Source organism: Clostridium moutaii, from assembly GCF_041205085.1.
Lineage (GTDB): Bacteria > Bacillota > Clostridia > Clostridiales > Clostridiaceae > Clostridium_B > Clostridium_B moutaii.
Genome location: NZ_JBGEWD010000010.1, coordinates 98,841 through 118,996, shown reverse-complemented (window position 1 = coordinate 118,996; position 20,156 = coordinate 98,841). Strand labels below are relative to the sequence as shown.

At 31.1% G+C, this 20,156-nt stretch carries 18 protein-coding genes; 8 read left to right on the top strand and 10 right to left on the bottom strand.

What is annotated here, in order from left to right:
- Together AB8U03_RS11635 and AB8U03_RS11630 are read right to left on the bottom strand one after the other, a co-directional pair.
- Positions 1–1,080, bottom strand: a complete 1,080-nt coding sequence (locus tag AB8U03_RS11635) for a GerAB/ArcD/ProY family transporter (RefSeq protein WP_369704721.1) — start codon at positions 1,078–1,080, stop codon at positions 1–3.
- Positions 1,073–2,554, bottom strand: a complete 1,482-nt coding sequence (locus tag AB8U03_RS11630) for a spore germination protein (protein ID WP_369704720.1) — start codon at positions 2,552–2,554, stop codon at positions 1,073–1,075. The genes AB8U03_RS11635 and AB8U03_RS11630 overlap by 8 nt, the downstream gene beginning before the upstream one ends.
- A gap of 285 nt (positions 2,555–2,839) precedes the next feature.
- Between AB8U03_RS11630 and AB8U03_RS11625 the strand changes: the two genes are divergently transcribed.
- The 3 genes from AB8U03_RS11625 to AB8U03_RS11615 all read left to right on the top strand — a co-directional run bounded on the left by AB8U03_RS11625 (position 2,840) and on the right by AB8U03_RS11615 (position 5,421).
- Positions 2,840–4,189, top strand: coding sequence for a [Fe-Fe] hydrogenase large subunit C-terminal domain-containing protein (locus AB8U03_RS11625; protein WP_369704719.1), 1,350 nt, complete (start codon positions 2,840–2,842; stop codon positions 4,187–4,189).
- Positions 4,190–4,229: 40 nt separating this feature from the next.
- A complete protein-coding gene (locus AB8U03_RS11620; RefSeq protein ID WP_369704718.1) occupies positions 4,230–4,877 on the top strand; it encodes an HAD family hydrolase in 648 nt (215 codons plus the stop codon).
- Between the two features lie 127 nt (positions 4,878–5,004).
- On the top strand, positions 5,005–5,421 hold the full coding sequence (locus AB8U03_RS11615; RefSeq protein WP_369704717.1) for a hypothetical protein: 417 nt from the start codon (positions 5,005–5,007) through the stop codon (positions 5,419–5,421).
- A gap of 77 nt (positions 5,422–5,498) precedes the next feature.
- Here AB8U03_RS11615 and AB8U03_RS11610 read toward each other — a convergent pair whose 3' ends face one another.
- Together AB8U03_RS11610 and AB8U03_RS11605 are read right to left on the bottom strand one after the other, a co-directional pair.
- A complete protein-coding gene (locus AB8U03_RS11610) occupies positions 5,499–6,422 on the bottom strand; it encodes a TIGR01212 family radical SAM protein (protein WP_369704747.1) in 924 nt (307 codons plus the stop codon).
- Between the two features lie 57 nt (positions 6,423–6,479).
- On the bottom strand, positions 6,480–7,598 hold the full coding sequence (locus AB8U03_RS11605; protein ID WP_369704716.1) for a hypothetical protein: 1,119 nt from the start codon (positions 7,596–7,598) through the stop codon (positions 6,480–6,482).
- A 187-nt stretch (positions 7,599–7,785) separates the two neighbouring features.
- Here AB8U03_RS11605 and AB8U03_RS11600 point away from each other — a divergent pair, with 187 nt between their 5' ends.
- Entirely contained in the window at positions 7,786–8,835 is a 1,050-nt protein-coding gene (locus AB8U03_RS11600; protein WP_369704715.1) for a YkvI family membrane protein, read from the top strand.
- 55 nt (positions 8,836–8,890) lie between these two features.
- On the opposite strand, the gene hydA is transcribed toward AB8U03_RS11600, so the two are convergent.
- On the bottom strand, positions 8,891–10,270 hold the full coding sequence (hydA, locus tag AB8U03_RS11595; RefSeq protein ID WP_369704746.1) for a dihydropyrimidinase: 1,380 nt from the start codon (positions 10,268–10,270) through the stop codon (positions 8,891–8,893).
- Positions 10,271–10,665: 395 nt separating this feature from the next.
- Between hydA and AB8U03_RS11590 the strand changes: the two genes are divergently transcribed.
- Positions 10,666–11,565, top strand: coding sequence for a radical SAM protein (locus AB8U03_RS11590; protein ID WP_369704714.1), 900 nt, complete (start codon positions 10,666–10,668; stop codon positions 11,563–11,565).
- Between the two features lie 68 nt (positions 11,566–11,633).
- On the opposite strand, the gene AB8U03_RS11585 is transcribed toward AB8U03_RS11590, so the two are convergent.
- The 4 genes from AB8U03_RS11585 to murI form a co-directional block, all read right to left on the bottom strand.
- Positions 11,634–13,433 (bottom strand): heme NO-binding domain-containing protein, encoded by a 1,800-nt coding sequence (locus AB8U03_RS11585; RefSeq protein ID WP_369704713.1) that lies wholly within the window; start codon positions 13,431–13,433, stop codon positions 11,634–11,636.
- Between the two features lie 59 nt (positions 13,434–13,492).
- Positions 13,493–14,164: a helix-turn-helix domain-containing protein gene (locus AB8U03_RS11580; RefSeq protein WP_369704712.1), complete on the bottom strand. Its 672-nt coding sequence runs from the start codon at positions 14,162–14,164 to the stop codon at positions 13,493–13,495.
- Between the two features lie 60 nt (positions 14,165–14,224).
- Positions 14,225–14,614, bottom strand: coding sequence for a DUF3783 domain-containing protein (locus tag AB8U03_RS11575; RefSeq protein WP_369704711.1), 390 nt, complete (start codon positions 14,612–14,614; stop codon positions 14,225–14,227).
- A gap of 83 nt (positions 14,615–14,697) precedes the next feature.
- Entirely contained in the window at positions 14,698–15,483 is a 786-nt protein-coding gene (gene murI, locus AB8U03_RS11570) for a glutamate racemase (protein WP_369704710.1), read from the bottom strand.
- 323 nt (positions 15,484–15,806) lie between these two features.
- On the opposite strand from murI, the gene AB8U03_RS11565 reads away from it, so the two are divergent.
- Complete coding sequence (locus AB8U03_RS11565; RefSeq protein ID WP_369704709.1) at positions 15,807–17,705, top strand: type I glutamate--ammonia ligase; 1,899 nt, start codon at positions 15,807–15,809, stop codon at positions 17,703–17,705.
- Positions 17,706–17,755: 50 nt separating this feature from the next.
- Here AB8U03_RS11565 and AB8U03_RS11560 read toward each other — a convergent pair whose 3' ends face one another.
- The gene (locus AB8U03_RS11560; protein ID WP_369704708.1) at positions 17,756–18,304 is read right to left on the bottom strand and encodes a 2'-5' RNA ligase family protein; all 549 of its coding nucleotides are present in this window, start codon (positions 18,302–18,304) and stop codon (positions 17,756–17,758) included.
- Between the two features lie 172 nt (positions 18,305–18,476).
- Here AB8U03_RS11560 and AB8U03_RS11555 point away from each other — a divergent pair, with 172 nt between their 5' ends.
- Together AB8U03_RS11555 and AB8U03_RS11550 are read left to right on the top strand one after the other, a co-directional pair.
- A complete protein-coding gene (locus tag AB8U03_RS11555) occupies positions 18,477–18,641 on the top strand; it encodes a DUF1540 domain-containing protein (protein WP_369704707.1) in 165 nt (54 codons plus the stop codon).
- Between the two features lie 236 nt (positions 18,642–18,877).
- Positions 18,878–20,140 (top strand): UDP-N-acetylglucosamine 1-carboxyvinyltransferase, encoded by a 1,263-nt coding sequence (locus AB8U03_RS11550; RefSeq protein ID WP_369704706.1) that lies wholly within the window; start codon positions 18,878–18,880, stop codon positions 20,138–20,140.
- Positions 20,141–20,156: the final 16 nt, after the last annotated feature.

Here is a 20,156-nt window from a genome sequence, read left to right as displayed (position 1 = left end):
TTAATTATCCTTTTTCATACAAACTATTAATATTATTGATGTTATATATGCTATATTAAACAAAGTATACTTAGGAATAATATAGCTCAAAAAACCTTGTCTTATTATAGAATTCCTATATTGAAGAGATAAATAAATCATTAAAGGATAAATAGCATAAATAATTTTCTTTATTCCTATGTTATTGAAAAAATCCTTTAAAATAAATGCTGTTGCAAAATAACTATTAGATATGGTTTTGCAAATGATAGTTGACCATAAAATAATAAATATAAAGCTAAAGTTATTTATTACAGGTATTTCTATAGTTTTAGGCACCATACTCACAGACCATTGTGTTTTTGGAATAATATCTATTCCCAAATAATAAATAGTGACAAATGTACTCCAGCAATAAATTATTGCTGTTATCATAACGCCTAACAGAGATACTCTCATAATCCTTGTCTTATCGGTTATATATGGATAGATTAAAAGTATTATCTCAACTCCTCCATAGGCGAAAGCAGAATGTTTACTTGCTCTTATAATATTTAAAACTCCGGAACCCAATATAGGGCATATATTCAAATATGTTCCCTTGGATAATGCTGTAGTAAGAATTAAAGATAATAAAACAGTATATAAAAACATTAATTCATTTACTCTTGCTAAAACCTTTAATCCTTTTATTGAGGTATATGCAGCTAAAAAAAATAACGCTATCAATATTTTTAGTGTACTTAAGAAACTCACCACTAAAGTCTCCAATACCATGGAAATTTCAATAGCTACAGCTGTGGCAAACAACACAAAATATAATAAAAAAATTAGATTTAGCACATTCCCGAAAAACTTTCCAAAGCATTTCCTGCTCAAACTCAAAATATTTTTCTCAGGATATCTTTTGCATAGTAATGAAGCAATAATAACTATATATAATGGATATACACCGCCAATAACTGCTGATATCCATGCATCCTGTTTTGCAATATTAATCAAATCATTTGGTAGTGATAATATTCCTATACCAATCATAGACCCAATAAGTAAAAAGGTAACCTGTAATGGCGTTATAACATTATTTCCTACCTTATTCATCTTTTTTCCTCCAGAACTTATTTTTAAAATCAGTTTGCCTTATTGGATTGTTATTTGGTATACTTTCCGGTCTTTTATTCATTTTCCATAAGGGAGCCCGAATAAATATATCTTTGAAATCACCATATTTATCTAAAGGGAAATATGGAACCCCAAAGCTGTCTAAGGAAAGAAGATATACAAATAAAAAATACCAACCTGAAATTAACCCAAAGGCACCTAAAAAGTTTGTTAAAAAAAGAAAGGGAAATCTCAAAAGCCTTATTGAAATTGACATATCATAACTTGGCACAATAAAGGTCCCTATAGTTGCTACTCCGACTATTACCAGAGTAGCCGGGCTAACTAAATTGGCCTGAAGTGCAGCACTTCCAATGATAAATCCTCCCACAACACTTAACGTTTGACTAATTTTGCTTGGAAGCCTTAATCCTCCTTCTCTTAAAAATTCTATGACAACTTCCATGGATAATATTTCCAAAAAAGGTGATAGTGCTATATTTTTTCTGGATTGAATTATTGGTATTACAAACTTAATTGGAATGAGTTCCGCGTTATACCTAATTAAAGCTAAATAAATGGAAGGCAATAGTATGACAATAAATACACCCAATATACGTATACCTCTATTGAAGCAGCCTGCAATTGTTCTTTGAGAATAATCTTCTGAGGCCTGAAAAAATTCTACAAACAAAGCTGGTATTGTAAGGGCAAAAGGCGTGCCATCCATTAAAATGGCAATTTTTCCTTCCATAAGATTTGACTGTACAATATCCGGCCTTTGGCATGCATATACCTGAGGGAAAATTGAGTATGTATGCTCTTCAATATATTGTTCTATCATTCCATTGGAAGAAACAGTATCTATATCAATTGATGATATTCTATTTATAATGTCTGCAACTAAGTCCTTATCTGTAATATCATCTATATATATTACAGATATATCCTTTTGACAGCGTCTCCCCACAATAAGGTTTTCTATGACTAAGTTTTTATCCTTTAGTTCTCTTTTTATCAGACTTATATTTACCTGGAGACTTTCTACAAAGCCACTCTTTGGTCCCCTAACGCCTACTTCATCCAACGGTTCAGAAATTCTTCTATGCTCTCCTCCCATGGTATCTGCAATAATAAAATCATTTGCCTGGTATATAACAATAGCCGTTTTCCCTCTTTTAATACCCTTTGCAACTATTTCCATATCAGTTTCAATATCAACTTTAGACATTGAAATATACTTATTACAAAGATATTCACTGACCAGCTCTATACCACTTATATCTTCATTGACCTTATGCATCAAAGGGTTTAATATGTCCCTGTTTATAATGTTTTGATCCACCAATCCATCTTTATATAAAAGTATTGCCTCAACAGCATCCCCAGTTCCTATAAAAATTTTTCTGGTAACAATTTGCTGATTGTTTCCACATAATTCTAGTATAGAATTGATCTTATCATTTAACTCCATAATTGAATCACCCTTTATTGGTTATTATATTATTGTGTGTAAATAATATAATATTACTCCAAAATACACTCATTTCATTATCTACCGATTAAACCATATTGTACCTATATATCTATAGTTACTATTTTAATCTTAGGATTACCATGATAAGTGTTATTATGATATTATAGAATAGAATAAAATTTTCAATTATGTAAAAACTAAGGCAATATATGGTGATAAAAATATCAATATGGACTTTGAATTTATCAATAAACTAATTATACAAGGAGTTGTAATAATAACATGAAAGACCAATATAAGGATCTATTCAAATCTATAATAGATTCATATTATAATGGAAATTTTGAGGATAAAGTAAAACTTATTTTATCACAGAGTAAAATTGACAAACAGGACCTCTGCAAAATCATATCTTCACTATGTGGTACCGATGTAGACTGCAGTTCCAATTTCATAGAGGATTTAAAAAAAGCAATAAAATCTTACAGTTCGGATGGGAAAATAGTAAATAAAGTTAAACATTGCTCCATGGAATGCATAGATGAAAATGGCCAAACCCTGTGCCAGAAATCCTGCCCTTTTGATGCTATTTTAGTGAATACTGACAAAAATAGTATCTATATAGATAAAAACAAATGCACTGACTGCGGTTTTTGTGTAGAAGCTTGTCCTACTGGAGGCATAATGGATAAGGTTCAATTTCTTCCACTAGCCAACATATTAAAGAGTAATTCTCCAGTAATAGCTATAGTAGCTCCTGCTATAATAGGACAGTTTGGAGATAATGTATCCATGGATCAACTTAGAAGCGCTTTCAAAAAATTAGGATTTACAGATATGATTGAAGTAGCATTTTTTGCAGATATGCTTACTTTAAAGGAAGCCATAGAATTTGACAATTATGTAAAAGACGAAAAGGACTTTATGATAACTTCCTGTTGTTGTCCTATGTGGGTTGGTATGTTAAAAAGGATTTATAATAACTTAATAAAATATGTATCCCCTTCTGTTTCTCCCATGGCTGCTGGAGGAAGAATACTGAAAAAATTAAACCCCAATTGCAAAGTGGTTTTTATAGGGCCCTGTATTGCTAAAAAGTCGGAAGCAAAAGAAAAGGATATAATTAATGACATAGACTTTGTATTGACCTTTTCTGAGGTAAAAGATATATTTGATACTCTTGATATATATCCTTATAAACTACAGGGGGAACCTTCTACGGAATATGCCTCCAGAGGGGGAAGGCTGTATGCTCGTACAGGTGGAGTATCAATTGCAGTAAGTGAAGCTGTAGAAAGAATTTTTCCAGAAAAATATAAATTATTCAAGGCAATCAAAGCAAGTGGAATAAAAGAATGCAAATCCATACTTACCAAGGCTCAAAATGGTGAAATAGAAGCTAATTTTATTGAAGGAATGGGCTGTATCGGCGGATGCGTTGGAGGTCCTAAGACACTTATACCAAAAGACCAAGGTAAAATGCATGTGGATAAATTTGCACAAGATTCTAAAATAAAAGTTTCTATAGACAGTGACTGCATGAACAAGATATTAGATATGATTGGTGTTCATTCCATAGAAGATTTCAAAGATGAAAACAAAATAAAATTATTAGAACGAAATTTTAATTAATACAGTATTTTATATTATACTTAAATATGAGGTGATTACTATGCTTGAAAATATCAGGGGGGCTATTTTCGACATGGATGGAACCCTTCTGGACTCTATGTGGTTATGGGAAAGTATTGATAGCGAATATTTAGATAAAAAAAATATACCTTTCACTATAGAGTTAAAGAATACTATTCAAAATATGACCTTTACTGAAACCGCAAAATATCTTAAAAACAAATTTAATCTAACTGAAAATATTGATGAAATACAAAAAGAGTGGTATACCATGGTTTTCAATAAATATTCTAATAACATTTGTTTAAAACCAGGTGCCAGAGATTTTTTACTTTTATTAAAAAAGAAAAAAATAAAAATAGCTCTTGCTACCAGCAATTATAGAAAGATAGCAGAAATAAGTTTAAAAAAAAATCAAATATACAATCTATTTGATTTGATAATAACCACAGAGGATACAACAAGAGGCAAAGCATTTCCTGATATATATCTTTTAGCTGCTGATAAATTAAATCTGGCTCCTAAGGATTGTGTTGTATTCGAGGACATCTTACCTGCCATTAAGGTAGCTAAATCCACAGGTATGACTGTAATTGGAGTACATGATACATATTCAGATTACCAATGGAAAGACATAATAGCTTGTGCAGATATGAATATATTTAAATATACCGACTTAATCAAGTGATTCTTGGACAGAGTGGAACTTTCTCATAAGAAATACTTTCTTCCATGGGATAAAATAACATAAGTTTTCATCTTTAAGGAATGTATTGAATATACTAGTATTAAAATAATAAATATGGAGAAATATAATGCTAGCTTTTTTATTCATAATACTTATAGTTTGCGCCTCTGTGATCTTATATAATTCTCAAAGTAAAATTTCATCACAAAGAAGGCAGATACTATCTTTAAAATATGAAAATGACAGTTTGAAATCAAGAATATCAAAACAGATCCCCAAGAAAATAAATGTAAAATATATTACTCCACAATCCGTAAATGCCATAGTCACTATAAAAAGCAATATATATCTGGCTCCTATTTTAAACTCAGCTATAATAAATACTTTAGAAAAGAACACCCATATAAGAATTCATGATAGCATTGAAATTATGAATGAGTTCTGGTATGAAGTTTCTCTTGTTGAAAACACCAGAATAAACTCTAAAGGATGGATAAAATCCAACTGTATAAAAGTAAATTTACCAAACTCCAATATTATATAACTGGAGTTTGGTAAGTAATAAATCTATGTTGCTTTATCATTTCTTTATACAGGGTTTATATATTCAACTATATACCTTTATTTTGAAAAATATATTCCCTGATATATTTTTTTATCCCTCATAGTCCTGTCAATTTCATTTAGGATCTCCCATTTTTTTAAGCTCCATTTAGGTCCTATGAGCAAATTTCTAGGTGAATCTCCAGTCAATCTATGAATCACCATATTAGGAGGAATAATGCATAATGCCGAACATACTATATCTATATATTCATCTTGTGTCATAAATTTTAGTTGACCCTTATTATATAAATCCACAAGGGGAGTATATTTCATTAAATGAAGTAAATGAAGTTTTACTCCCTGTATGTCTTGATTTGAAATATACTTTATTGTATTCATCATATCAACTTTATTTTCTCCGGGTAAACCCATTATTATATGGGTCACTACATCAATTCCTATTTCTCTAAGTGCATTTACAGCCTTCTCAAAAGTCTTTAATTTATACCCTCTATTTATTATTTCTGCCGTACAATCATTTGAAGTCTGAAGGCCAAATTCCACCCAGGTATAAATTTTCTTATTGAATTCCTGTAATAGATCCAACACTTCATATCCAAGGCAATCCGGTCTAGTAGCTATAGCCAGCGCTACCACCCCTCTTTGATTTATAGCCTCTTCATATTTCTCCCTAAGAACTTTTATCGGAGCATAAGTATTAGTGTAGGCCTGAAAATATGCTATATATTTTCCACATTTCCATTTTTTATTCATCATTTGTTTTATATCTTCAAATTGTTCAGTTATAGACTTTTCTCTATCCCCTGCAAAATCTCCAGCTCCTCTTTTACTGCAGAAAGCACATCCGTTTATACTTATGCTTCCATCTCTATTTGGACAAGAAAATCCTCCATCTAAGGATATTTTAAACACCTTGCATCCAAATTTTTTTCTCAAATAATAATTTAAGCTATAATATGCCTTATCTCCCCACTGCATTTCCAAACCGTATCCTCTCCATAATATAAGTATTGAAATCAACATACAGCAATTATATCACATTTTTACCACTTTAAAATTCTTTAAGTTCAATTCCCATTTTCCAATCATCTGGGGAAGTGCCTCTTTATTATTAATTTTAGATACAATATCAAAATTCAATATACCTGCATCAAAAGAAGAAAAAACCACATCTACTTTATCAAGAGGAAAATTTTCTTCAAATTTATAACTTATCATATCTCCGGAATCTGCCTTATAAACTCGTATGCAATGTCCTATATTATCATTGGTATATTGAACCGCAATAAATTTTTCATCTGGAGAGAAAGTCAAGAATTCAACTTTAGAATTTTTTAAAATATCCAAATCGGTTATATCTTTACCTATAGATTTACTTCCGCCTTGCTGGCCACCCTGTCCGCCGCCACTTGAGCCATCACCATCACTGCCACCTCCTCCACCTCCCTGCTGGCCCCCGGAATCTTGAGATTGTACTTGCATACTTTCATTTATTCTAATTATTCCTATATAGGAATCTTTGGAATAAGTAACTACCGCTAACCGATCGCCATCATAAGAAAAATTAATTATACCGAAATTAGTTTTTGGGACAGGGGTTTTATCTACATTTGCTTTATCATCTTTGCTAAATACATAATTGGGCATGCTTCTAATATCTGTTATTACACTTAAGCTTACATTATTTTGATTTCTCATTTTTAATTGATTTTTTTCAACAAATGCCTCTCTATCTTCCACATTATTGGTCTCATCAACCTTGTAATCATTGCCTTCCTTTATTATCTTTATGGAATACTCGTCTAAAGTTGCAAAGGGTTTACTTAAATCAGCTCTTGCGACCTTCATTTTTAGAATACCGGATTTTCCAACTTCACTGCTGTCAGTTAAGTTATACCCTAAAATCTGCAGGTTTTTATTTTCATCTTTATTAGATCCTTTTAAAAGATTCTTAGAATACATTTTCTTAGCATTTTCCATATCATTTTTCATAAGATACTTCATATACGTATCCGCTGTATTAGTAGCAGATTTCATGTCAAAACTTTCATTTATACTTTCCATATCATCTTTCTTACTCAAATTGCATCCAGATATTATACTGCAAAAAAAAATTATAAGCAGAATAAACTTAAATAGATTCTTTTTTTTCATGCATTTCCTGCTGCACACAGTTATCTATCCACAGTAGGAATTTCACCCCTTTCAAATTTATTTAACCCACTATATTATTTTATAAATTATATTTTTCCCCTAAATAAAATTTTAATTTATAATTCATTATTTTTATATGGCATTTATATACTTATATTAATAAGAATTTGTTCAAGGAGGGATATTTTTGAAAGAAAAAGTATTGTTAATTTTCCAGATATCTGCTGTTTTTATAGGCACAGTAGTTGGTGCAGGACTTGCATCTGGACAGGAAATAAGTCAATTTTTTACCCAGTATGGCTACAAAAGTTTTTTTGGTATATTACTTTGCTGTGTTATCTACATAATAATGTCTATTATAATAATCAACATAAGTATAAAATATAAATTAAACTCCTATGATGGCCTTATACTTTTAGTAAGTCCTGGATTTCTTGGTACAATTACTAATTTTTTAACTACTTTTTTTTTAATTGGTGGTTCTTCAATAATACTTGCTGGAAGTGGAGCTTTGATACATCAATATTTTGGTGTATCAAGATGGATAGGTATATTACTCATGGTTTTTATATCCATAATTATTTTATTTAGAGATACTAAAGGACTAATCGAAATAAATTCAGTAATAGTACCTTCTCTTATCCTTGTTATATCAACCTTATTTATACTTCATCTGGTTTTTTATAAAGGAGTAAATTTATCTTTTATAAAAGACATTTCTTATTCTAAAAATAACTGGCTTCTATCTTCATTAATATATTCAGGATTTAATATATTATGCTGTAGCGGTGTACTGGTTCCGCTTAGCCTTTCCATAGGCAAGAAAAAAAGCCTTATATCTGGCTCTGTTATAGGCTCTCTGGGACTTACAGCCCTAGCTCTTATAATAAATTTTTTGTTAATTCTAAACATACCTTATATATTTAAATATGAAATCCCTTTACTTTACATAGCTAACCGATTTGGCAAGGTACTTCAAACAATGCTCCTTTTTGTGATCTGGCTTGAAATGTTTTCCACAGAGGTATCGGATGTATATAGTGTGGGCAAAAACTTTCAAGAAATATTCAATATATCCTACAATAAATCCGTAATAATAATCATCCTGATTACTATTCCCATATCTCAAATTGGTTTTATAAATCTCATATCCTTTTTATACCCGGCATTTGGGATGGTCAGCTTTATATTTATAATACAATGCATAGCTTTTTATATAAAGGATCATGGAAAATAATGAAGATTTTCGGTGAATACCGAAAATCAACCAAAACTTTTAACTCTTAACTTAATTATAATTGATTTATCTTATGTCTTTTTATAAATTTTCCATATCCTTTTTTCCCTACAAACTGGCCATTCCGTGCAATTATCTCTCCCCGCACCATAGTTAAAACAGGATATCCTTTAACTTTAAAACCTTCGTACATTGTATAATCAACATTCTCATGAAGAATATCTTTAGTTATAGTAACTTCTTTATTAGCATCTATTAAAACCATATCTGCATCTGAGCCCACTGCAATATGTCCCTTTTTAGGATAAAGTCCTGAAATTTTAGCAGGAGCTGTTGAACATATATCAACAAATTTATTGATACTTATTCTCCCTTTTACAACACCTTCAGAAAACATAAGAGGTATCCTTTCCTCAATGCCAGGCCCCCCATTAGGGCAATCAGCAAAGCTATCTTTTCCAAACTGCTTTTCTCCCTTATAAAAAAATGGGCAGTGATCTGTGGCTACCGTTTGTATATATCCATCTTTAATTCCACTCCACAGTGCAGTTGAATCCTTTTCCTTTCTCAGAGGCGGGCTGAAAATATATTTAAGTCCATCAGGCTGCCTAAGTTTATCTTCCGTGAGAAAAAGATATTGGGGGCAAGTCTCTGCATATACCATTTGGCCCCTATCTCTTGCCATTTTAATATATTCCAGACCAATTTCCGTAGAAAGATGGACTATATAAAGAGGGGCATCTCCTGCAATTTTAGCAAGATTTATCATCCTGTTTACTGCCTCTCCTTCTACTTCAGTCGGCCTGCTTAACGCATGATATATGGGTTGTGTTTTTCCCTGTTTAATAAAGTATTCTTTAAGGTATTTTATAGAATCATTATTTTCACAATGTACGGCAGTAATCCCTCCCAGTTCTTTTTGCCTTTTCAAAAGTCTTAAGGCTTCATAATCACTTAATCTAAAATCATAGGTGAGATACATTTTAGAACTTGGGATTCCTTCTTCTATGACTAACTTTTTTAACTCTTCTAATCTATTATCGTCAATATGCTGGATAACACCATGAAATCCATAATCTATGACAGCCTTCCCATCTGCATAACCATGATAAACTTTTACCTGATGCATCAAGTCACAATCTTTGGGACCAAAGCCCATATGATCCACTATACATGTAGTTCCGCCACAAGCAGCTGCTACCGTACCTGTGTAAAAATCATCACTTGCTGTTACCTCACCAACATGAATATTGAGATGGGTATGTATGTCAATGCCACCTGGTATTACATATTTCCCCTCTGCGTCAATAACAACATCGGCCTTCTTTGGGATATTCAGACCAATTTCTGTTATTATTTCATCTTCCACATATATATCTCCCTTATATATATCTTCTGCTGTTACAATAACTCCATTTTTTATTAAAGTAGATATGTGTACCACCTCCTAAAATCATATACATGATTCTGATTATTTTTAATAAAAGCAAAAACCATTCCATGTCACAAAATCAAGTGATTCTTATGTGGGTTAAAGTCTACTCGTCAACAAGAAGTGCTTTTCTCCACCACACCTTAGAAGAACTTATCCAGTAATCACACTTTGAAAAAGCGGGATATTAGCAACGACAGCCATCAGACAAAAATAATCCTGTACTAGCTATATTTTAATCCTCTTTTATAAAAATTTCATTATCATATTAATAAAAAATTATCTTTTTGATAATGGAGAATATAATCTTTATCGTGAACTATACAATTAATACCCATTACCTTATAATTTATTTTGACAGGATAATATGCACTAGATATTGAAAGGAAGTGTTCTTTATGCTAAACTCTCTCGAAAGCTGCAAGTTATGTCAAAGAAATTGCAATGTAAACAGATTAAAAGGATATACTGGTTTTTGTAATGCTGGTAAAGCCATAAAAATAGCTAAAGTTTCCCTTCACAAATGGGAAGAACCCTGCATCTCAGGAAGTAACGGTTCAGGTACCATATTTTTCTCTCATTGTAATTTAAGATGTGTTTTTTGCCAGAATCACAGTATAAGTACTGGAAATATAGGCAAAGAAGTATCAATAGAAAGGCTCAGTGATATATTTTTAGAACAACAAAAAAGAGGTGCCCATAACATAAACTTAGTCACTCCAACTCATTATATACCTCAAATAATCCAGGCTCTTGACATAGCTAAATCAAGAGGACTAACTTTACCTATACTTTTTAACACCAATAGTTATCAAACCATAGATACATTAAAAGCTCTAAAGGGATATGTAGATGTATATCTTCCTGATCTAAAATATTTTAACGATAAGTACTCCATCAAATATTCCGACGCTCCAGGTTATTTTAGTTGTGCTTCAAAAGCTATAAAAGAAATGTACACTCAGGTAGGAAGTCCAAAGTTTAATAGTGATGGTTTAATAACAAAGGGTTTAATAATACGTCATCTTATGCTTCCAGGTTTATTGTTTGATTCAAAAAAAATAATAGACTATATTTATAATACCTTTGGAGATTCAGTATATATAAGCATTATGAATCAATATACTCCTATGTATCACTCTTATAAGTTTCCAGAGATAGATAAGGTTTTAAACCCCAAGCACTATAATTCTTTTATAAATTATTGTATTTCCCTTGGAATAAAAAATGCATTTATTCAAGAAAAGGGTACATGTTCTGAAAACTTTGTACCTGATTTTGATTTACAAGGAGTTTAATTTCTTTTATTTAAAAACTGGCTAAAAGAAATACTTAAATATTTATCTCTCAGTCAGTTTTTAAATTATCATATCTTGTATTTATCCAGTTCCAATTTAAAGGATTCTGTTATCTTTTTAAATTCTCCTATGCTAGTCATAAGATTTTTAATTTCATTTGTATAATTAGATACGTTGGCGCTCACTTCCTCGGAAGATGCTGAATTTTCCTCTGCAATGGCTGCTAAAGATTCCATATTATCATATATTCCGGATATAGAATCTGATTCCTCAGTCAACTTATTTATAGTTTTTATCATGGAAGATGCCACTTTTCCTATAGAAGTAGTTGCTTCATAATTTACATCTCTGACATTTTGAAGTTTGTTGCTTTCTCCCTGCAATATATCAAATTGTACTCCTATCTTTTCCACCAATGCCCTTATATCTTCTGTGAACTTGGCTAGATTGGAATTTATATCTTTCACCGCCTCTTGAGATTGTTCTGCCAGGTTTCTTATTTCTTCAGCTACCACTGCGAATCCCTTACCCTGTTCTCCTGCACGGGCAGCTTCAATAGACGCATTGAGGGCTAACAAATTAGTTTGTTCTGAAATTCCTGAAACTATAGAAACAATACCCGTAATATCCTTTGCCTTTGATTGAAGTTCAGAACCCTTATCCTTTACACCTTGAAAGCTTTCCAAAGTACTTAATATATTTTTGCTTGTATTGTCTACATTTTCATAACTATTATTTATCTTATCCATTGACTTTTCAAGTTCTAATTTATTGCTGTTTTCACTCTTTACTATACTCTTTAAATTTTGAATGTTGTCATTTAACACAGATACTACTTTTTCAGTATTCTCTGCTTGACTTACTGCACAATTTGCTACCTGTTCTACCACGTCAGATATCTCATTTGACGTATTATTCATAGAATTGGATATTTTATTTATATTAAACACAAATGTATTCATTTCATCAGTTACACCTTTAAACCCAACAAAGTCTGTTTTAACTGTCTTCTTATGTTCTTTTAGGAGATCATATATATGTTCAAAAAAGTCATTTGTTTCTATATCTCCATCCTCAATATAATCATTCCCATTAATTTTCTTTATGGTATCTATTATAATAGAGCGGGGTTTCATGAGAATGGAGCCCGATACATAGGCTCCTAAAAAAGCTATCAACGAAATCATTATAGATTTAAATAAATTATTTAACCCAAACATTGGAATAGACACTATTAAACATAGTATAAAACTAAATAACCCAATTTTTACTCCAATGTCTTTTATAAATCCAAGAGAAAGCAGTTTGCTAAAGACATAGTTTTTCTTATAATATATATTCCTATCAAAAGTAAATTTAAATCTTGCAGAATTATCTGTCTGATCAATTTTCTCTATTCCAAGTTTTTCTCCGAAAAACTTGGCACTTCCCTCTATCATTCCCATAAGGTAATCAAACATGCCTCTTTCAGACTTGTATTCAAATACAGCAGTTCTAGATGATATAGGATTTATTACTACAAGAGGTGGTTTTGCCCCTGGAAATTTTTTAGTCATAACTACATGTACATCAAACATTGATCTTAAAAATGAATACAAGTTTTCATGCTTAAAGAAAGCCGGATAATCTTTATAAAAAGCATTTATATTATCAAGTCCTATTTTTTTCCATAAAATTTTAATGTCTTCATTATTATCTTTTGCTATGATTTCAATTGCCCTTTTTATTTCTTCATCATTTATATTTTCAATTGGCGAAAATATTTTGGATGCTCCCCATCCAACTTTATCCATGGCAATATTGACAGTTTCATCACCATAAAGCTTTCTGCAAGTTCTCATCCACGTGGCAATCACAGTACCTTTCATCCCTTTATCCCCCTTGTTGGTTATTATGTGTACAAAACTCCTTTAATAGAACAATCTATTTATAACATAATCTCCACTTTATCTAACTTTGCAATCACCTTTAAATTTTTAATCTCAATGGTTTCAGTTCTTATAGTATTTTTACCGCTTATAAGAAGCATTTTATTAGAATCCAATTTTTTTATTTGTCTTAATTCCCTCTTTTCATCATATTCCACTAAATATATGGAATTGCTTTTTACTTCTCCAGTAATATGTGCAAAGGCTAAATCCCCCTTGTGTATTCTGAAACCTTCCATATCCTCGCTTTCTATTTTTAAATATAATACCTTATCCTGTGCATATCCTTCTATTTTATTTTCAACTAAAGGAAGCTGTTTGAATCCAATAGGACTATCCATTTTATATTTATAAACAGGTATTTTTTTTAGAACCGAGCCAAAAGCTTCATTCCAGATATCTTTCACCTTTTCATTTTTACTGGGCACTGGAGAAAATTTCTCCTTTTTTTCTTCTTGATATACCTGTTCTTCAAAAGACATGGTTATATCATTCATATCCTTACCTAAAATTTTTGAAATTCTATCAATTATTTCTTGATTAGCTATTTTTTTCCCCATTTCCACTTCATTGATAAACCCTTCAGAAACTCCTAACTTCTTAGCAAGCTTTTTTTGACTAATTCCCGATTCCATTCTTGCAGATTTTATTTTTTCTCCTATTCTACTCATTTTTCCCTCCCAATACCTCAGCTATATTGCATAATATAATTAATTTGACTTAATATTATGCTATTCAGAAACTTTATTATTTTTTTCAAACCATGCTCTCTCCTGTAAAAGGTGATCTAATAAATAATTGAAACTCCAATCAATAGAAGTTTCAGTTACCACAGCTAAAATAGGTCTTTCATTAACCTTGCTCTTTAATTCACTCATAATGCCGCTTATCTGCCTGTCAGTTAGATCATTGAATAATACTACTTTCTCTTGTACATCATAAAAGTTATCTTGCTCTTTTAAATTTCCTTCCAGTATATCCCTTATCTTAACTCCTGTCATATGATTTTTTATTACTTTAAAATTATCAACATTGAAGTTCTTACCTATTTTCTCTATAATTTTTTCAGTATTTTTGTCAAATCCATACATGAGTATAGTTCTATTGTTCTGGGAAGACATCCTCATCCATCCTTTCTCAGACTTCTAAAATCAATTTGCAAAGGTTACGAAAAAGCATCAATATACATAATAAAATCTTATAATTAATTTTCTGCCCTTAAAAGCTTATAACTTAATCCTATAATATCCTGACTATTCATAGAATTAAATATCTTTATATTTCCTACTCTATCTCTATTGTTAATTACAATATTATACTTAATCAACTGCCTTTTCAGCTGTTCTACAGTACCTTTGCTTCCATCTATTATTGGTACATCATCATCTAATACTTTAGATATGCTCTTCCTTATAAATGGATAATGAGTACAACCCAATACAACAGCTGCAATTCCATAATCCTTTAAAGGATCCAATTTCATCTTTAAATAATCCTCAATCTTTTTTCCTTCTATTATGCCCTGTTCGATAAGCTCAACAAGTCCTGGGCAAGGCAGTGGCTTTATTATTGAATTTTTATCATATTTTCTCATAAGGTTATTAAATTTCTTTTCTGATAATGTCATAGGAGTCGCCATTATCACTATTTTCCCTTTTCTATTAAATTCTACTGCTGGTTTTAAGGCTGGTTCTATACCTATTACTGGCATATACTTGCTATATCTTTTTCTTAAATCTATTATAGCTGCACTAGTAGCAGTATTGCATGCAATAACCAATGCTTTTATATTTTTCTTCAATAAAAATTCTACAGCATTAAATGTAAGTTCTTTTACTTGTTCTACATTCCTTACTCCGTAAGGAGCCCTCTTTGAATCTCCAAAATACACAAAATCCTCATTTGGTAAAACTTTAACAGCTTCTCTTAAAACACTTATGCCGCCTATTCCAGAATCAAAAAAACCAATTGGTCTGTCCTCTGACTCCACTTTATCACCTCATTAATTCTAATCAATAAATATTATTTTATTATATATATTATATATTATAGATTTAAAGTATACAAATTTTAAAACATCTGCATAAATATACATTATTTTTTTATTTTATACTCCTAATAAAATGCGAGGCACTTATATTTTAACAATATTGCAATTTCGACTATAAATTCCTTCAAAATATATTGACATATACACATATTAATTATAAAATCATATGTATATAAAATTTAAAAATATAAATTATAGATTTATTATGCACAATGATTAGAGTATTAATTTACTCTTCTAAACTATTTATAGGAGGGAAAACCATGTTAAAAGATCTGATCTATATAGTGCCTAAAGAAATGCACTCGGAAGAAAACTTAAAAAAAATCTTAACTTCCCATCCAGAAATAAAATTCGTATCCCTAATAGGTATAGACCTTTCTGGAAATGACACTGATGAAAAAATTCCCATTAAAATTCTCTTAGAGGATATAAACGCCTTTTTAAAGGGTGCAATCCAAACTGATGGCTCATCTGTAGTTCTTCCTGGAATCGCCAGTTTAAACAACGCAAAAGTAGACATGATATGTGACTTGGACGTAAACTGGTATGTAGAATATAATAAAGACAATGAAGATCCCGAAACGGAAAAACCCATCGGAACCCTGAGAATTCCCTGCTTTTTATATCATGAAAACAAAGCTGTAGATTCAAGATACACCTTAAAGAATTGTATACAACACTTCAAATCAAACCTTCTGAATTTATTCAAAGATCACCCGGATTCTCTATCTTCTTTTAACATAAAATATGAAGATATAGATGACGTAGTTGCCACCTGTGCAACTGAATTGGAATTTTGGGTGAAGACACCTAATAATGAAGCTGAAATTGAGGAACTTTCTACATCTCAAGTGCTTCAAGAACAATACTGGACAAGAACAAAAGGTGCTGTTAGAACAGCCTTAGAGCAAACTATTTTGACTATGGAACTATATGGTCTGGAACCGGAAATGGGTCATAAGGAAGTAGGCGGGGTAAAAGCTCAAATTGATGAATCTGGAAATTTCAATCACATAATGGAACAGTTGGAAATAGATTGGAAATATTCTACTGCTGTACAATGTGCTGACAATGAACTTCTTGTAAAAAGTATTGTCAAAGAAACCTTCAGAAATAATGGACTTGAAGTTACCTTCCTTGCTAAACCTATAGATGGAGTGGCTGGCAGTGGTGAACACACTCATATAGGATTAGCTCTGAAATTAAAAAATAATAAGAAAATAAATTTATTTTCTTCTACTAAAAATCACTTCTTAAGTGTTTTTGGATACTCTTCCGTAATGGGTATACTTAAAAATTATGAAGTTATTAATCCTTTTGTTTCCTCTACAACTGATTCGCTTAGAAGGCTAAAGCCAGGATTTGAGGCTCCAATTTGTATTGTGACCTCTATAGGACATTCTGTTGATTTACCTTCAAGGAATAGGACGGTACTTATAGGTGTTATAAGAGATCTTGTAAATCCTTTAGCCACAAGATTTGAACTCAGAGCTCCAAATCCACGCACCAATACTTACTTGGCTGTATCTGCAATATATATGGCCATAATGGATGGAATAAACTATGCTTTAAAAAATAATAAAACAGAAGATGATCTTTTATCTGAACTTTCTAAAAAACCTGGAGAAGAGGCAGATTATTTGGAAAAGGAAAGAGCCTATAGAACTGAAGAGAATATATTTGAGGATTTTACCGATGAAGAAAGAGAAAAATTCTTTGGTAAAGCTCCTGCAACTGTGTATGACAATCTCTCTGCTATTGATAAATATCCTGAAAAGAAAGCTGTATTAGTTAAGGATAATATATTGAATGACAAATTAATAAACAGTTTTAAACTTGGTGCTACAAAAAGATGGTTGATAGAAATAAATCACAGAATCATAAATGAATTCTGTAATGAAATAAGAAACTATAAAATGCTTCATTCTATAGATAAGGCACTGGATCTGGATGTAGCCAATTGGATGAAAATAGAAGAGTTGAGGTACTATTTAATGAAAGATTCCTATTCTAAAAAAAGTTTATTTTCAAGAATAAGAATTGCATCTGAAAACAAAAATTATGAGGAAGTTTCCAAACTTCAAATAGAAGCTGAAGAAAAGATGTCAGAATTAAGACATTTATACTCAGTATACAAAAAAAATTTGTTAGATATTTAATATAAAAAATGAGAGTAAGATTAAATCTTACTCTCATTTTTGTTAAATATTTAAAAGTCTTTTAAAGGGAAATTTTTTATTAGCATTTCTTTTTTATTATTTATTGGTTTCCAGAGTGCTATCCTATCAATTCTAGCCATTTTATGCACTTCTTCTCTTTTAACACTTTCACAAGCTGCTGAATATTCTTTAGAACTCCATTCTCTCATAGCATAATTGGTATTGGCCAACGAAATGTGTAAATCCCAATTATTTATATCTTTCCTAACATCAAATTTATACAATTTTAACTTTTCATTTATTTGTCTTGCCAATCTTATAATATATCCTTTGTTTTCTATCCTTAAATTCACAGATTTATAAGGAGGTTCAAAACAAATGGCCCCATTTATCTCAACTTTAAACTTTTTATATGGTTTTATTATTTCCGAAACAATTTTGTCAAATTTATCTACATCTGGATTTTCCACAACTTCAAGAGTTATATGTAAAACTGGCATATTTCTATACAACCTATATTTCCTACATATATTTTTTTGTATATGTTCAATATATGAATAAGAGTCCCTATCAAACAAGGCTACTAAATAGTACTTCATTATTTTATCAGTCCCCCAAATAATATTATAAATATATACTTCATTTATAATATTATATCACAGAATCACCATCTTCATAATGCTAAAAATTTTCAATAATTTTTAGTATATAAAACATCTAATAGTGAAAGACTATTATTGTTATAAAATTTATAAAAGAAGAGGTGTTATTATGAATACTAATCACAATAACAGTATTGGCTGCATAGTTAATGAATGTAAATACCATGCAAAGGATACCAATCATTGTACACTAGATAAAATACAAGTTACAAAACATGAGTCAATGGCAAAAGATGTTCAATGCACTGATTGTGGAAGCTTTATGAAAGACTAATTGCTTTAAGCTTTATCCATCTAAAATAGTATTACACATAAAATCCAGTTTTATTTTTATTAAAACTGGATTTTTACTTTTGGAAATAATTATTTTAACCTTCTACCCATATTTTTAAATTTTGTGTTAAAATAATATAAAATTATGATATAATAAATTTTGTGTAATATGAATTAAATTTTGAGATTTTCTAAACTTTATATAAATATAAATTTGTGATAAGGATGGATATATGAATGGATAAATTGGTAATTAACGGTGGAAATCCTCTTTCCGGTTCTATAGAAATTAATGGCGCAAAAAATGCTGCTGTTGCAATATTACCAGCCTCAATAATGGCTAGTAGTGGCATATGTTCAATTGATAATATTCCTAATATAGAAGATGTTCACTGTATAGAGAGAATTCTTGCAAGCTTAGGCTGCAAAATAAAAACAGGTAAAAATTCAGTAGTAATTGATAGCACTACTATAAATAGCATAGATGCAAATACTGACGACGTGAGAAAGATGAGAGCTTCCTATTACCTTATAGGTGCCTTGCTTGGCAGATTTAAAAAAGCCAGAGTTGAACTACCTGGGGGGTGCCCCATAGGCGTTAGACCTATAGATCAACATATAAAAGGTTTTGAGGCATTAGGTGCCAAAGTGGAAATCAAGCACGGATGTGTAGTAGTAAGGGCTGACAAATTAATTGGAACTAGTATATTTTTTGATGTAGTAAGTGTAGGCGCCACCATAAATGTGATGCTGGCTGCCACACTTGCCGAAGGTATAACTACTCTAGAGAACGTAGCAAAGGAACCTCATGTAGTAGATGTGGCAAATTTTTTAAACAGCATGGGAGCAAATATCAAGGGTGCCGGTACTGAGGCAATACGAATTGTAGGCGTAAAGGAACTGAAAGGATGTTCTTACAGCGTTATACCGGATCAGATAGAAGCAGGTACATATATGATTGCTGCCACAGCATGTGGGGGGGAGGTTGTCGTAGAAAATATTATACCTAAACATTTGGAGTCCATATCAGCAAAACTTATCGAAATGGGTGCCGAAATAACAGAGGATGGTGATTCCATAACTGTGAAATCTAATGGGAAGCTGAGGGGCGTAAATATTAAGACTCAGCCTTACCCTGGTTTCCCCACTGATGTACAACAACCTCTCAGTGCGCTTTTAACTGTAGCTAAAGGCAGAAGCATCATAAATGAAAGCATATGGGAAAGCAGATTTAAACATGTAGATGAACTAAAAAAGATGGGTGCTAATATCAAAGTTGAAGGTAGAACTGCAATTATAGATGGAGTAAATAAACTAAGTGGTGCTATAGTGAAAGCCACAGATCTAAGAGCTGGCGCGGCAATGGTAATAGCTGGCCTTATTGCAGAGGGTACTACTGAAGTCTTAAGTATTGAACATATTGATAGAGGATATCCAAATATAGAAGACAAATTCAAGGCCTTAGGTGCTGATATAAGAAGAGTATCTTATTCTAAATAATATTATGGGGAGTATT

Bases quoted from the DNA above. Each gene is read 5' to 3' on its own strand.
- AB8U03_RS11635 (WP_369704721.1), bottom strand. From the start codon at position 1,080: ATGAATAAGGTAGGAAATAATGTTATAACGCCATTACAGGTTACCTTT.
- AB8U03_RS11630 (WP_369704720.1), bottom strand. From the start codon at position 2,554: ATGGAGTTAAATGATAAGATCAATTCTATACTAGAATTATGTGGAAAC.
- AB8U03_RS11625 (WP_369704719.1), top strand. From the start codon at position 2,840: ATGAAAGACCAATATAAGGATCTATTCAAATCTATAATAGATTCATAT.
- AB8U03_RS11620 (WP_369704718.1), top strand. From the start codon at position 4,230: ATGCTTGAAAATATCAGGGGGGCTATTTTCGACATGGATGGAACCCTT.
- AB8U03_RS11615 (WP_369704717.1), top strand. From the start codon at position 5,005: ATGCTAGCTTTTTTATTCATAATACTTATAGTTTGCGCCTCTGTGATC.
- AB8U03_RS11610 (WP_369704747.1), bottom strand. From the start codon at position 6,422: ATGCAGTGGGGAGATAAGGCATATTATAGCTTAAATTATTATTTGAGA.
- AB8U03_RS11605 (WP_369704716.1), bottom strand. From the start codon at position 7,598: ATGAAAAAAAAGAATCTATTTAAGTTTATTCTGCTTATAATTTTTTTT.
- AB8U03_RS11590 (WP_369704714.1), top strand. From the start codon at position 10,666: ATGCTAAACTCTCTCGAAAGCTGCAAGTTATGTCAAAGAAATTGCAAT.
- AB8U03_RS11585 (WP_369704713.1), bottom strand. From the start codon at position 13,433: ATGAAAGGTACTGTGATTGCCACGTGGATGAGAACTTGCAGAAAGCTT.
- AB8U03_RS11580 (WP_369704712.1), bottom strand. From the start codon at position 14,164: ATGAGTAGAATAGGAGAAAAAATAAAATCTGCAAGAATGGAATCGGGA.
- AB8U03_RS11575 (WP_369704711.1), bottom strand. From the start codon at position 14,614: ATGTCTTCCCAGAACAATAGAACTATACTCATGTATGGATTTGACAAA.
- AB8U03_RS11565 (WP_369704709.1), top strand. From the start codon at position 15,807: ATGTTAAAAGATCTGATCTATATAGTGCCTAAAGAAATGCACTCGGAA.
- AB8U03_RS11560 (WP_369704708.1), bottom strand. From the start codon at position 18,304: ATGAAGTACTATTTAGTAGCCTTGTTTGATAGGGACTCTTATTCATAT.
- AB8U03_RS11555 (WP_369704707.1), top strand. From the start codon at position 18,477: ATGAATACTAATCACAATAACAGTATTGGCTGCATAGTTAATGAATGT.
- AB8U03_RS11550 (WP_369704706.1), top strand. From the start codon at position 18,878: ATGGATAAATTGGTAATTAACGGTGGAAATCCTCTTTCCGGTTCTATA.